General features: G+C 51.3%; 11 protein-coding genes and 1 pseudogene. 5 read left to right on the top strand and 7 right to left on the bottom strand.

What is annotated here, in order from left to right:
* Positions 1-134: 134 nt before the first annotated feature.
* Positions 135-962 (bottom strand): universal stress protein, encoded by an 828-nt coding sequence (locus ACO0K8_RS03290; protein WP_422945187.1) that lies wholly within the window; start codon positions 960-962, stop codon positions 135-137.
* Positions 963-1212: 250 nt separating this feature from the next.
* Here ACO0K8_RS03290 and ACO0K8_RS03285 point away from each other — a divergent pair, with 250 nt between their 5' ends.
* Together ACO0K8_RS03285 and ACO0K8_RS03280 are read left to right on the top strand one after the other, a co-directional pair.
* Entirely contained in the window at positions 1213-2475 is a 1263-nt protein-coding gene (locus ACO0K8_RS03285) for a DEAD/DEAH box helicase (protein ID WP_422945186.1), read from the top strand.
* Between the two features lie 113 nt (positions 2476-2588).
* Positions 2589-4757 (top strand): prolyl oligopeptidase family serine peptidase, encoded by a 2169-nt coding sequence (locus ACO0K8_RS03280; RefSeq protein WP_422945185.1) that lies wholly within the window; start codon positions 2589-2591, stop codon positions 4755-4757.
* Positions 4758-4883: 126 nt separating this feature from the next.
* On the opposite strand, the gene cydX is transcribed toward ACO0K8_RS03280, so the two are convergent.
* From cydX to ACO0K8_RS03255, 5 genes and pseudogenes are all read right to left on the bottom strand, one after another.
* Entirely contained in the window at positions 4884-5057 is a 174-nt protein-coding gene (cydX, locus tag ACO0K8_RS03275) for a cytochrome bd-I oxidase subunit CydX (RefSeq protein ID WP_422945184.1), read from the bottom strand.
* A gap of 32 nt (positions 5058-5089) precedes the next feature.
* Complete coding sequence (gene cydB, locus ACO0K8_RS03270) at positions 5090-6229, bottom strand: cytochrome d ubiquinol oxidase subunit II (protein ID WP_422945183.1); 1140 nt, start codon at positions 6227-6229, stop codon at positions 5090-5092.
* A gap of 9 nt (positions 6230-6238) precedes the next feature.
* Positions 6239-7813 carry a cytochrome ubiquinol oxidase subunit I gene (locus ACO0K8_RS03265; RefSeq protein WP_422945182.1) on the bottom strand — a complete coding sequence of 525 codons (1575 nt, stop codon included), beginning with the start codon at positions 7811-7813 and terminating at the stop codon, positions 6239-6241.
* Positions 7814-7840: 27 nt separating this feature from the next.
* Entirely contained in the window at positions 7841-8107 is a 267-nt protein-coding gene (cydP, locus tag ACO0K8_RS03260) for a cytochrome oxidase putative small subunit CydP (RefSeq protein ID WP_422945181.1), read from the bottom strand.
* Between the two features lie 145 nt (positions 8108-8252).
* A pseudogene (locus ACO0K8_RS03255) lies at positions 8253-8807 on the bottom strand (GbsR/MarR family transcriptional regulator); the annotation flags it as partial.
* Positions 8808-9004: 197 nt separating this feature from the next.
* Here ACO0K8_RS03255 and ACO0K8_RS03250 point away from each other — a divergent pair.
* Both ACO0K8_RS03250 and ACO0K8_RS03245 read left to right on the top strand, forming a co-directional pair.
* Complete coding sequence (locus ACO0K8_RS03250) at positions 9005-9217, top strand: hypothetical protein (protein WP_422945180.1); 213 nt, start codon at positions 9005-9007, stop codon at positions 9215-9217.
* 495 nt (positions 9218-9712) lie between these two features.
* Positions 9713-10642 (top strand): RDD family protein, encoded by a 930-nt coding sequence (locus tag ACO0K8_RS03245; protein ID WP_422945179.1) that lies wholly within the window; start codon positions 9713-9715, stop codon positions 10640-10642.
* Between the two features lie 170 nt (positions 10643-10812).
* Here ACO0K8_RS03245 and pssA read toward each other — a convergent pair whose 3' ends face one another.
* Positions 10813-12186 (bottom strand): CDP-diacylglycerol--serine O-phosphatidyltransferase, encoded by a 1374-nt coding sequence (gene pssA / locus ACO0K8_RS03240; RefSeq protein ID WP_422945178.1) that lies wholly within the window; start codon positions 12184-12186, stop codon positions 10813-10815.
* A 327-nt stretch (positions 12187-12513) separates the two neighbouring features.
* On the opposite strand from pssA, the gene ACO0K8_RS03235 reads away from it, so the two are divergent.
* Complete coding sequence (locus ACO0K8_RS03235) at positions 12514-13524, top strand: patatin-like phospholipase family protein (RefSeq protein WP_422945177.1); 1011 nt, start codon at positions 12514-12516, stop codon at positions 13522-13524.
* Positions 13525-13564 lie beyond the last annotated feature (40 nt).

The following is a 13564-nucleotide window of genomic DNA, read 5'->3' as shown; positions in this document are numbered from 1 at the left end:
TGCATGAACTTGAGAAACAAGCGCAATAATTATGTTCGAAAATAAGTTCGAGAAATAAGCACGGCCACCCTGGTTCGGCATGATAAACCTAAGGCCTGCAAATAGAAACCAGGGAGCACGCTTTACTTTACAAATCAATGCGACATCAGCACCGGCAGCGTCATCTGGGTCATGATGGCACGCGTCACACCACCAAATACCAGCTCGGTAAGACGGCTATGACCGTATGCGCCCATCACCAGCAACTGCGCATCCATGTCCGCCGCGCGCGACAATAGCCAGGCCGCTGGTGCCATTGCAATATTTTCATTCCTCTCGATCTCAACACTGACGCCATGCATGGCCAGGTAGGCCGCAATATCAACATCGGGTAAATCATGATCATCGTCGACATGTTCAGAGATAGACAAGATTTTTACTTGCTTGGCTTCTTTTAATATCGGTAAAGCGTCGGCCATCGCTCGCGCCGCCTCCCTGCCGCCATCCCAAGCCACGATGACTCTCTCAAAATTGCATGTTGTATCTCCGATATACGGAAGAAAGATCGCCGGACGGCCCAGCTTTAAAACTACATTTTCGGGAAAACCGCGTCCAAAGTCACCCTCTACCTCACTGGGGTTGCGTTGTCCTAAAACGATCAGATCGGAGGCGCGCGCATAGGCGATCAACTCACGAAAATCATCGCTGCGAAATCCCAGCCAATCGACCGCAACGCCAGCATTTTTAGCTTCGTCTAAAAACGCTTGTTTAGCAAGATCATGCTTGGCCTGTGCCGACTCTTCCCATTCGACCAGCATCGGCGCCCAGACTGCGTATGGATCGGACATGATGATAGGCGAGTAGGTAAGATGCAAAGCGTGTAAATGCGCGCCAAAGCGCTGCGCCAGCGCTAAAGCAAAGCTCAAGCGCCGCGACGAACCGGCACTATTGTCCAAGAACACCGTCAAACTTTTGTAACTCATTGCTTTACTCCTGGTTAAGTAGGAAGACTTACACTAAAACAAACTAATCATAGTCCATTGTGCGGTTTTTTTCGGGTACAACTTAGACGTAGATCAATTATTTTTATGATTTTATTAACAAGAGGAAACTAGCTAATGACTGGCTATAGCGGTAAGGATAGTCTTGAGCAGTCTGAAATAGTTTAAAATGCGCACTTGCAGCAAGCCTAGTGCGCCTTGCACCGCCGCTCCCCACTACTTCTCATCGACCATGCCATTTTCTACCCTGGGTTTAGGCCCTGCTCTTGCCAATGCCGTACGCGAACACGCCTACGCTGAACCTAGCGAGATACAAAGCGCCGCTATACCCGCGATTCTGGCGGGCCACGACTTACTGGCGTCTGCCCAAACCGGTTCAGGCAAAACCGCAGCTTTTTGTTTGCCCCTACTAGAAGTATTGCAAAACCGTCCGCGTAGTGCGCCGCGCGTAGTGCAGGCACTGATCCTGGTGCCGACCCGCGAGTTGGCGGTGCAGGTCTCTGAAACCCTGCGTACATTAGCCGAACATTTAGCCCACCCAGTCAAACTGGCGATATTGTTCGGCGGGGTCTCGATTAACCCGCAAATGATGCATTTACGTGGCGGTGCCGACATCGTGATCGCCACCCCTGGCCGCTTATTAGATTTAATCGAACACAATGCGCTGCAAATTTCGCAAGTGGCAACGCTGGTTCTGGATGAGGCTGACCGTTTATTGGAACTGGGCTTCGCTGATGAGCTCAGCCGCATTCTGAGTTTATTACCCGCAAAACGACAAAACTTGTTTTTTTCAGCGACCGTCCCACCGCAAGTAGAAGCACTGGCCAATGGCATCCTGCGCGATCCGCTCAGAATACAGATACTCAGCACCGCAATCGGCGCGCCGGACATCACGCAAAGAGCCATCGTGGTCGATGCCAAGATGCGTACCCAGTTATTACGTCATCTGATTGAAGATCAGAAATGGAGCCGGGTGTTGGTATTTGTCGCCACCAAATACGCCGCCGAACTAGTTGCAGCCAAGCTGCGACGTTTGCGCATCAATGCCGAGCCCTTTCACGGTGAACTCAGTCAGGGCAAGCGCAGCCAGGTCTTAATGGATTTTAAAGCCAGTCGGGTCAAGGTCGTAATCGCCACCGATGTGGCAGCACGCGGTATCGACATTAGCAATCTGCCGGTGGTGGTCAACTACGATCTGCCACGCTCGAGTGACGACTACACGCATCGCATAGGCCGCACCGCAAGGGCTGGCGAAAGCGGCATAGCGCTGAGTTTTATCTGTTCGGATGTCGCCAACCAGGCGCATTTCCGTCTGATAGAGCAAAGGCAGCAGCAGAAAATTCCGCGTGAACACATCGCTGGCTTCGAACCCTCAGAGCAAAGCATAGAAATATCGAACACTCACGCCCCCCTAGGAGATCCGAATGGCGGCATCAAAGGCAAACGCCCCAGCAAGAAAGACAAGCTGCGGGCTTTAGCGACACCAGCCGATTAGCCGAATACTTAAACTACCAAGCCGGAATCCTAGACATACTCTGGGATTTTAGCTTGCTTAATTATCGAGGCACTCCCACGAAGAGTGCCCGTTTTTTTATCAGGAGAACATGCATGACAAGTAGTAAGTTCGTTTTATTAAGCGGCCTATTTTGCGCCAGCACGGTGCTCAGTTCGGCAGCACTTGCCACTGAGAGCGCCACGGTACAGCAGCGTGGGTTTACGGTGGAAGATATGGTGAAGATGGAGCGTATCAGTAAGCCAGTCTTGTCCCCCGATGGCACGCAAGTAATCTACCAGCTACGCCGCGCCGACCTGGATAAAAACCGCGGCCTGACCGATCTGATGCTGCTAGCGCTAGATGGTTACGCCAAAGCGACCCCGCTGCGCCTGACTCAAGACAGCAGTAAGCCAGACGCCAACAACACCAGCCCTGAGTGGTCGGCAGATGGCAAGAGCGTCTATTTTATATCCACCCGCAGCGGCAGCGCCCAAGTCTGGCGACGTGCCCTCAATGCTACCAACACAGATCCCGCTATAGAAGCACTGCCTAGCATGGTGCAGATCACCGATCTGCCTTTACCGGTAGAGAGTTTTCGCGTTTCACCTAGCCAGGATCGCATCGCCGTTTCCCTCGAGGTATTTCGCGATTGTGCCGACCTCGCTTGCAGCAAACAGCGCTTGGACAAAGTAGAAAAGCAGCAGGCCAGCGGCCGCACATATCAGCAATTATTTGTGCGCCATTGGGATAGCTGGGCCGATGGCCGGCGTCTGGTTTTATTCTCAGCGCCATTGGGCAGCACGGGCCGCGTTAGCAGCGAGCCTGTGAGCTTATCCGGTACTTTGGATGCCGATGTCCATTCAAAACCAGACGGCGATCAAGGCGATTACCAATTCAGCCCGGATGGCAAAACCATCGTCTTTGCGGCTAGAGTCGCAGGCAAGACAGAAGCCTGGTCCACCAATTTTGACCTGTATCAGGTAGCGTCTACTGGCGGCGCAGCGCCACACAATCTGACCGCAGATAACCCTGCCTGGGATGCCAAGCCAGCCTTTTCACCGGACGGACATAGCCTTGCCTATCTGGCTATGAAACGCCCCGGTTTCGAAGCCGATCGCTTTCAATTAGTCGTACTCGATCTGGTCAGCGGCAAGAAACGGCTGTTAGCCGAAAAATGGGATAGAAGCGTACAAGAATTTAGTTGGGCGCAGGATAGCAAGAGCCTGTATGTAGCAGCCGAAGAACTGGGCCAGCGCAAACTGTTTTCTATCGATGCCACTAGCAGTACAGTCAAAACCTTGACCGGGCTAGGCGAAGTCACAGGCTTTGATGTACAAGGCAATAGCCTGGTGATTGCGCAAAATAACCTGGCCAACTCTACCCAGTTATTTACAGCGAAACTCGACCAACTAGGCAAGCTGAACAAGGGCGACAATGGTGGCGCAGGCTGGCAGCAAGTGACTCATGTAAATACCGAGTTGCTGCGCCAAGTCAAATTTGGCGAGTATCAACAATTCTCATTTAAAGGCGCTAAAGGCGACACCGTACACGGCTATGTGATGCAGCCGTGGAATGCCAAAGCTGGAGAAAAATATCCGATTGCCTTCCTGGTACACGGCGGCCCACAAGGTTCCTTCGGCAATAGCTGGGGCTACCGCTGGAACCCGCAAACCTATGCCGGTGCCGGTTATGGTGTGGTATTTATCGATTTTCACGGATCTACCGGCTACGGCCAAGCCTTTACCGATGCCATTAGCGGCGATTGGGGCGGTGCTCCTTTAGAAGACTTAAAAAAAGGCATGGCGGCAGCCACCCAGCAATTCACCTGGTTAGATCGCAGTAAGGCTTGCGCCCTTGGTGCCTCGTATGGCGGCTATATGATGAACTGGATACAGGGTAACTGGGCCGATGGCTTTCAGTGCATCGTCGCGCACGCTGGCGTATTCGACACCCGCAGCATGTATTACTCGACCGAAGAACTCTGGTTTAACGAATGGGAAAACGGCGGCACCTATTACGACGCAGCTGCCAAGCATGAGAAATTCAACCCGGTCAATCATGTCAAGAAATGGAAAACCCCTATGCTAGTAATCCAGGGCGAACTCGATTTCCGCATCCCGACCGCGCAATCGCTGGGCAGCTTCACTGCTCTGCAAAGACGCGGCATAGAAAGCCAATTACTGATCTTTCCGGATGAAAACCACCACATCTTAAAACCTGCCAACTCGCTGTTGTGGCATCACACAGTTAACGACTGGCTGCAACAACACCTGCAGAAATAGACGCTAAGCTTTTAGCGATTCAAAACCGATCACGCAGTATCCATGCGGCTCCTGGCACGAAATCATGCCAGGAGCCGCATCAGCATTGCGCAAGCGTTTTCAAAACGCATCTTTCTCAATGGCCAATTATGCGTCGCGCTTTTTGGTATCCGCATATTCCTGGCGTGCCTGTTCAAAGCGCTCCTGGGTTGCCGCCTCATCGCGTTCGCCAAAGGCATAATTTGCTTCCAGCCACATGACGTTGATGATGGCTGCAGCCAGCGCCAGCCCTATTCCTAAGATCCAGTTGAAGTACCACATGATTTACCCTTTATCTTTTTAAAATTACGCATTCAATATGCTGAATGTTCATTTGCAGCGATATGGGCCGCATCGACCTTGCCACGCATTACCCGGTAAATCCAGGCGGTGTAAGTAATGATCAAAGGTAAAAAGATCACGACTACCCAAAACATGATGCCCAGACTCTTATGACTGGCCACCACGTCCCAGGCGGTCAGGCTGCTGTTCGGATCTAAACTCGATGGCATCACAAACGGGAACATTGAGGCACCGGCCGTCAAGATCACAGCCGTCACTGCGACAGCGCTGCTCAAGAAGGCGGCAACGGCGCGCTGCCGCATGGTCAATAGTATGCTCAGCAATGCGCCACCAAAGCCTGCCAGCGGCAAGGCCCACATCAAAGGCCAACGTGCGTAATTATCCATCCAGGCCCCGCGCACCCGCTCCACGGATTTCACTACCGGCATAAAGGCAGTATTGCTGTCTGGCATATTGAGGATGCGGAAACCATCGATACCAAACACGACCCACAAGCCGCCAGCGAAAAAGGCCAGCATCATCAGCACTGCGGCAATAATCAAGGCCCTGCCCGCCCGTTGCGCCAGCACGCCATCGGTCTTGGTGCGCAAGAAGGCGGCACCGTGCATGGTCAGCATGGCGACGCTCACGACACCAGAGAGCAGACCAAAAGGCGTGAGCAAATCGAGAAAGCCCCCTACATACTCTAGCCGCATCGTATCGTCGTAATGGAAAGGCACACCCAATAATAGATTCCCGAAGGCGACACCAAAGATCAGCGGCGGCACGAAGCCCCCGATAAACAGCGCCCAATCCCAGGTCGAACGCCAACGCGTGTCGGCAATCTTACTGCGATAATCAAAACCCACAGGACGAAAAAATAATGAGAACAGCAAAATCATCAAGGCCACATAAAAGCCTGAAAATGCCGCCGCATACGCCAAAGGCCAGGCCGCAAATAGGGCACCACCTGCGGTGATGAACCAGGTCTGATTACCTTCCCAGGTCGGGCCTATGGTATTGATCATGATGCGCCGCTCAACATCGGTTTTGCCGATAAACGGCAGCAAGATACCGACCCCAAAATCAAAGCCATCCATCAGCGCAAAGCCTATCAGCAAGACACCGACAAAGGCCCACCAGATGATTTTTAAAGTTTCATAATCGAACATGATGCATCCTTAAGCGTGAGAATTCTGGTTGGCGGCTTGTTCAAAATGGTATTTGCCGGTATGCAGGCTACTAGGCCCAAGGCGCGCGTACTTAAACATCAGATACAGCTCGACCACTAATAAAACCGTATAGAAAGTCATAAACCCAGCCAGACTAAAGTACAGGTCATTCACCTGCAGCGTCGAGGCCGATAAGTGGGTAGGCAAGACACCCGAAATAGTCCAAGGCTGACGGCCATACTCGGCCACCATCCAGCCGGTTTCGATGGCGACCCAAGGCAGCGGTATGCTAAACAAGGCGAGTTTCAGCAACCAGCGATGCTTAGACAGGCGACGGCGGATCAGGAAATAAAACGAGGTGACGAAGATGAATAGAAATAGAATACCCAAGCCCACCATCAGCCGGAAGCCAAGAAACAGCGGCGCCACCTTAGGAATAGAGTCGTTGGTGGCTTTGCTGATCTGCTCGGGTGTGGCATCGATCACATTCGGCGTATATTTTTTCAGCAGTAAGCCGTAACCCAGATCTTTTTTCAAGTCGTTGAAGGCTGCGCGTGCTTCCGGCGATTTGTCGCCAGACTTTAAACGAGTCAGCGCGGCATACGCCTCCATGCCGCGGATAATCCGTTCGCGGTTTTGCAGCTTTAGGTCTTTAATGCCGGTCACCTGGGTGTCGGTAGAGCGGGTGGCGATCAAACCCATCAGATACGGTATTTTGATGGCGTAATCAGTGCGTTCTTCCTTGTCATTCGGTAGCCCTATTACGGTAAAAGCTGCCGGTGCCGGTTCAGTTTCCCATTCTGCCTCGATGCTGGCTAACTTGACCTTGTTCACTTCGCCAGCGGTGTAACCCGATTCATCACCGAGCACGATCACTGATAAGGTCGAGGCCAGACCGAAAGCGGCGGCAATCGCAAACGAACGTAAGGCAAACGCGGTATCGCGCGCCTTCAACAAATAATAGGCAGACACACCGAGTACAAACATCGAAGCTGCCACATAGCCCGAAGCCACCGTATGCACAAACTTGACCTGCGCGACCGGATTAAAAATCACCTGCGTCATGCTGACCAATTCCATGCGCATGGTTTCGAAATTAAACTCGGCACCGACAGGATTATTCATCCAGCCATTGGCGATCAAGATCCACAAGGCGGACAGGTTCGATCCTAGCGCTACCAGAAAAGTCACGCCCAGATGCGCCTGTTTAGACAGACGCTGCCAACCGAAAAACATCAGACCAACAAAGCTAGACTCCATGAAGAAGGCCATCATGCCTTCGATCGCCAGAGGCGTACCGAAGATGTCGCCCACATAGTGCGAGTAATACGACCAGTTGGTCCCGAACTGAAATTCTAGTGTGATACCAGTCGTGACGCCCATGGCAAAATTAATCGCAAATAGCTTGCCCCAGAACTTGGTCATATCGCGATAGATCTCGCGCCCCGTCATCACATACACCGACTCCATGATGACTAAAATCCACGACAAACCTAAGGTGAGCGGAACGAATAAAAAGTGATACATCGCGGTTGCTGCAAACTGTAGCCGTGATAGGTTGACGACTTCTTCTATGGGAGCCATGAGGTGCCTTAGGGTGAGAGTTTTATATTAAAAAGTGTTCGCCAACGGGCGCTTGTTTAGTCCAGATGCGCCGTCTGGAGTTGGTGCATTGGGTGAATTTGGACCACTAGGCGACAACATATGTTGCTCCACCGTCGGGGTTGGCAGGCGCATGTGCTTGGTCTGTGGATGCGAGAAAAATGCCTTCCACAAGAACAACAGCGCCAATAGCTTCAGTAACAAAACCACGACTATCTCCAGCCAAAGTGGCAGACCTCTCCGACTGGTTTTTTTCAGGCAGGACCAGACGCGCATAGTTCTACACCTTGGCCTTGAGGCGCGCCAGTTCAGCGCGCAAGGCAGCATTTTCAGCCTGCAAATCAGTTTCTGTCGTCTCTAAAACCGGCGATGTAGCCACATCTACACGCAATTCGCCTGTTGACTCCATCTGCGCCCCATCCTTCTCCTTTCCGCCAAACCTGAACTTGTCGCGGATATCGAGCAATTTACCGACCTTGGAGCCCATCTTCATCAAGGAGGCCAGAGTCTCAGGCGAGAGTCTTTGCACATCGTCAAACCAAGAAGTTGATAACTCGATCAGTTGATACATCTCACGCATGCGCTCCTGTGCCAATCTATCTGCTTCCGAGGCCGGATTCTCTAGCAGCGCATCGCGCAGCATCGACAGCGTAGGCTCGATCTCGCGGCGGCGCCGCTCTTCCAGCAGGGCTTTAAAAATATCCCAGATGTCTTTAGGCGGCTCAAAATATTCGCGACGGTCGCCCGGCTTATGCATCAACTTGACCAGTCGCCACGCTTGCAACTCTTTTAGGCCCATGCTGACGTTAGATCGTGAGAAGGACAAAGTCTCGGCAATCTCGTCTGCGTTCAAAGGCTTACCCAGCACATATAACAAGGCATACATCTGCCCAACGGTGCGATTAATACCCCAGCGGCTCCCCATTTCACCGAAATGAAGAATAAAACGCTGCTGCAGTGGGCTAAGAGTTTCCATATGTGCTGTTTCCTTGACGCAGATTATTGTAATTTCACGAATTACTGAAATTATAGAAGGTTTAGGAAAGTCTTGCTGGCGGCAGGCAAAAACAGAAAATTAAGCTGTTTGCAGCGGCGTACGATACTTGCAGACAGGCATGCTCATAGACGCATCTGCTATGATGCCGTCTTAGCTATGTTTATCAAAGGATACGTATGGAGAGTCTTTTTTCACCAGCTACGATCGCCACGGGTGGCGCTGGCTCAGTGGTGCACGTGGTGCGCTGCGACGAAGCGCAAATTAAAGCAGGTATCGCCAGGCAAGTGTATTCCTTATGCGGCCGCACCCACGATAAAAATGACGGATGGGCGCTCTGCCCTGATGCGCCAGTTACCTGCCCAAAATGCCGCAAAAAGTGGGGCAAGTGAGTGCAGCAAATTGCGCTTACCGCACTTAGCGCCACTCTTTTATAAGCACACTGCAAAACAACAAGATGATGTAAATCAAGCCCGGCGACTAGCTTACTGTTGCTGCATTGAAATAAAATTGCCAGAAGTGTACTTTGCATCAGCGAATGCCGAGTAGACCCGCTGCCCCTACCGCAGTTTGTGCCATGCAAAAACGCTCTACACCATATTAATAAAACGCATCTCCACTTTTCGTCTAATGAATTCTTTGCTGCACTACTCGTTGATCGCTTCGCTGATTGTGCTATCGACGGCCGCTATCGTTCTCGGCGGCGGCATCACCGTGCACAGTAGCGCACAAAACGGCAGCGCATTTTTGCTACGACTCCCGATCTGCGCACCTACATGGATAACAGCAAGTAAGTTAACAAATTCATCAAAGAGCGAGCGTCATCAAGCTGCCTGATCGAAATCTCATCTTAAAAGATATCTACCATGATGCAAGTCAAGCAAAGCATGTCAAAACAAAACAAATTTAATGCCTGCGAATGGGTAACTCCTGAAGCTTTAAATGTAAAGCCTGATTTACTCGGTATGCCTCTGGCGACACCAAGCCGTAGAGCGCTGGCGATAGGACTGGATGTCGTAGCAATCGCCTTGATTTCGAGTCTCGCCGCATTTTGGCTGCCAGCCGCAATCGCAGCGGTGCTGTATCAGTTACTTAAAGAACCCAACCACCTATCGAGCAAGCTAAGGGCCTGGCTGTGGTTGGCACTACTCATACTGGCCATCATTGGCAGCGTGAAAATGGTCAACTACCTGGAAGATAATTATCAAAACAAGTCTGCTAATCCAAGCCAAGCTCAAGCTGGTGATGAAGCGCTGGCCAAAGCCAATCTCATCATCGCTACCGACACCAACACCAACACTAACGCCACCAACACTGAGTCCAACCCAACACTCGAAGCAGACCCAGAAACGCTGCCGGAAGAAACCGATGCCGCCCGGATTGCCACGCTAGAGAGTGAATTAGCTCTGGCGCGCATGCCTAGTGCACTCAAATGGCGCGAACAGTTGATGAAAACTCTGGCCTCTATGGGTCTACATTTTGGTTGGGCGATTGCCTACTTTAGCTTGCTGCCTTACTGGTGGCATGGACAAAGCCTGGGTAAACGCGTCTTTGGCCTGCGCGTGGTGGAGCTGACCGGCAAACCCATGCGCCCGATGCAGAACCTCAGCCGCTACGGCGGATATGCTGCCGGCATGGCAACTGGAGGAATAGGATTTCTTCAGGTGCTGTGGGATGTCAACCGCCAAGCGATACAGGACAAAATCGCCCACACCGTCGTCATCGATCTACGCCGGCCGAGGCGGCTGGATTTATTAGAAGCGCATCTCAATCAGCCAAACACCGCCGAACAGACTCGGGATACAACGCAGGAATAAATAGTAATCAGTACTTGTGCCCAATTGCACAGATATCCAACCAAAAATAGGCATACCTCGCTCACGCAATAGCCATGCGGCCTGCAGACCAGGCAGGCTGGAAACCCGCATGCCTATTGCGCAAGCGGGCAGGTCGTTTTAAAAATATTGAGCAACAAGCAGCGTACTCATCACAATACCCGGTATGCCAGATGATCAAGGCGACTGCGGCTTAAGCGACTGAGTAATTTACGTACCTCGGGCGGATAATCCTGCAGTTTTTCTAGCGTCGAATAATGGCTTACAGTTTTTGTATGGCGATAAATGCTGGCTAATTCTTGCTGTTTTTTCGCCGCCAATTGCTGCTCCGGGTCGTGGATCAGTAAGGCGTTTTCCAGATCTAGCCGGAACGCTCGCGGGTTAAGATTATTTCCGGTGAGCAGGATGTAATCCTGATCCACCCATAAGCCCTTGAGATGAAAGGTATTTTCGCCATCGCGCCATAGATGCAGATTTAATTGGCCGCGAGTCAACTGATCTTGATGCAGCTTGGCAAACTGGCGCAATTTACTTTCGTACAGATACGGCAACGCCGCGATCATTTTAAAGCCCTGTTCCGGCGGAATATAGAAATCATTCGCCGTTTTATCACCGACAATAATATCGATGCGGACACCACGCTTTAAGGCGCGATTGATCTCACGTGTCACTGCCAGCGGAAAATTAAAATACGGCGTGCAAATAGTAATCTGCTGACTGCTCGCTGCCAGTAACTGACAAATGCAGCGATTTAAAGGATTATTTTTTCCAACGCCGACTATAGGCGTGACCGACAAGCGCGCCAATTCGCTCGCCGTTTGTGGCGACATCGGAAGGCTTCGATTCTCTTGCGGCAGCAGATATCGTGCCGCCTTTAAGTCGGCTCTAAAACTACGAATTTCACGACGCATACCACGGGTCGCGGGAATCTCAGCGACATCTAACCTATGCACCGCGGCACTACCCAAGATGTGCTGACCGATGAACTGCACCATGCTATCGGCCAATTGCGAATTCTTGAGCAAAATATAGCGGTCATGCCGGTATTTTTCTTGCTTATGCAAATACACATTATTCAGGCTTGCTCCGCTATACAGGACCGTATCGTCGATCACAAAGCCTTTTAAGTGCAAGACACCAAACAACTCGCGAGTTTGTACCGGCACCCCGTAGATCGGCACACTCGCAGCATGCAAACGCGATTGTTCTTGATACCAGAGCGCATTACCGCCTTGCTTAGCCGCCCCGATCAAACCACGCTGCGCCCTATGCCAGTCGACCAAAATCCGTATATCTAAGGACGGATAAGCGGCCTTGGCGGCATACAATGCCTGCAAAATCTCTGCGCCCGCCTCATCCTGTTGCAGGTACAAACTGCAAAGATAAATCCTATGCCTGGCAAGCGCGATCTGCGCCAATAAAGTAGACCTAAATTGCGCAGCAGAGTCCAAAATAGTGACGCCATCGGGATCCAAGGGGATGCGTGGCAAACGCATCAATGCAGAACGAGCAGAAAAGAATGTCATGAAAAATCAGTCTCCAGACTGAATAAAGTTAGGATTGGGCAAAATACGATCAACGCTGATATGCGTCTGCATGGGATAGTGCGCTCCATTCTTGATAACGGCCACAAAAAAATTTCATATAATTCATGTAGCGAGAGCGCTTAGTTGCGGCACATTATGCATGAGACACAATTACTTCATCAAGCGGTAATCTGCTTAGCCTACTCTGTGCCATTCTCTAAGCTCAGACCAAACTTAGAGGCGCGCACTAAACTATCAGCGAGTGCAAATTTTGAGTCCAAACAGATCATTTAGTTCACGAGTAAAGGATCTATTTTGCACAAACAAATGATTACTCTTGCCTTGCAAGGTGGCGGATCGCATGGCGCTTTTACTTGGGGAGTGCTAGATCGCCTTTTAGAAGATGAACGCCTGCCAATCGAAGCGATCAGCGGTGCCAGTGCCGGAGCAATGAACGCCATCGTCCTGGCGCAAGGCTATATGGACGCTGGGCGGGACGGCGCGCGCCAGAGCCTCAAGGATTTCTGGAACAAGCTCGCGACAAAACACAGCTTTGCTGCTGGCTTGACTGGCGGATCCGGCATGGCAACGTTTGGAACGACTAGCGATGCAGATATTGCAGAGTTATCGGCCTTGCCACCGGGCTTTAAATCGGTGCTTTCTATGCTGCGCTATTTTTCACCGCAACAAATCAATCCTTTCGACCTCAATCCCTTGCGCGAGATTCTCAATAGTCAAATTGATTTTGAGCGCATCAGGAGTAACTCCAAAATTTCGCTGTTCATTGCCGCAACCCATGTTAACTCGGGGCGTCTGAAGCTATTTCGCAATGCACAGCTCAATGTTGAGGTATTGATGGCATCTGCCTGCCTGCCCTTAATCAATCGCGCGGTAGAAATTGATGGCGAAGCCTATTGGGATGGCGGCTTAAGCGCCAATCCGCCACTCTTGCCTCTGGTGTATCAATGTCAGGCAAAAAATTTGCTGGTGGTCTTATTGCAGGCCGAAGCGGAGCCCAAGCAACAGGCGCCTAGTTCCGCCGATGATATCTGGCATCGCCTCAGTGAAATGGGTTTTAGCAGCTGCTATCTAACTGAAATGGACGGATTATTAGCCGCCAAGCAGCAAGCGCAAGCTGCTTACTTTGCCTTTGGGCGACTAGAAAGGCGTTTGCGCGCCTTGCAAATACATCACATAGAACTGCCTGAAGTAATGAGCCGCCTAGCACCCCAAAGCAAGATGTATGCGGAAGAAAAATTTTTACAGAGTATGCATCAGGCAGGGAGAAATCAGGCTGAGCTATGGATAAAGCAGCATTTTAACGCGGATAAAAGCTAGGCTACAGTAGGAGAACGCCTACCCAAGCACAATTAAACTC

The organism is Undibacterium sp. Ren11W, from assembly GCF_049340485.1.
Classification (GTDB): Bacteria; Pseudomonadota; Gammaproteobacteria; order Burkholderiales; family Burkholderiaceae_D; genus Undibacterium.
Note: the sequence above shows the minus strand (reverse complement) of the source record. Positions and strands in the feature narration are given on the sequence as shown.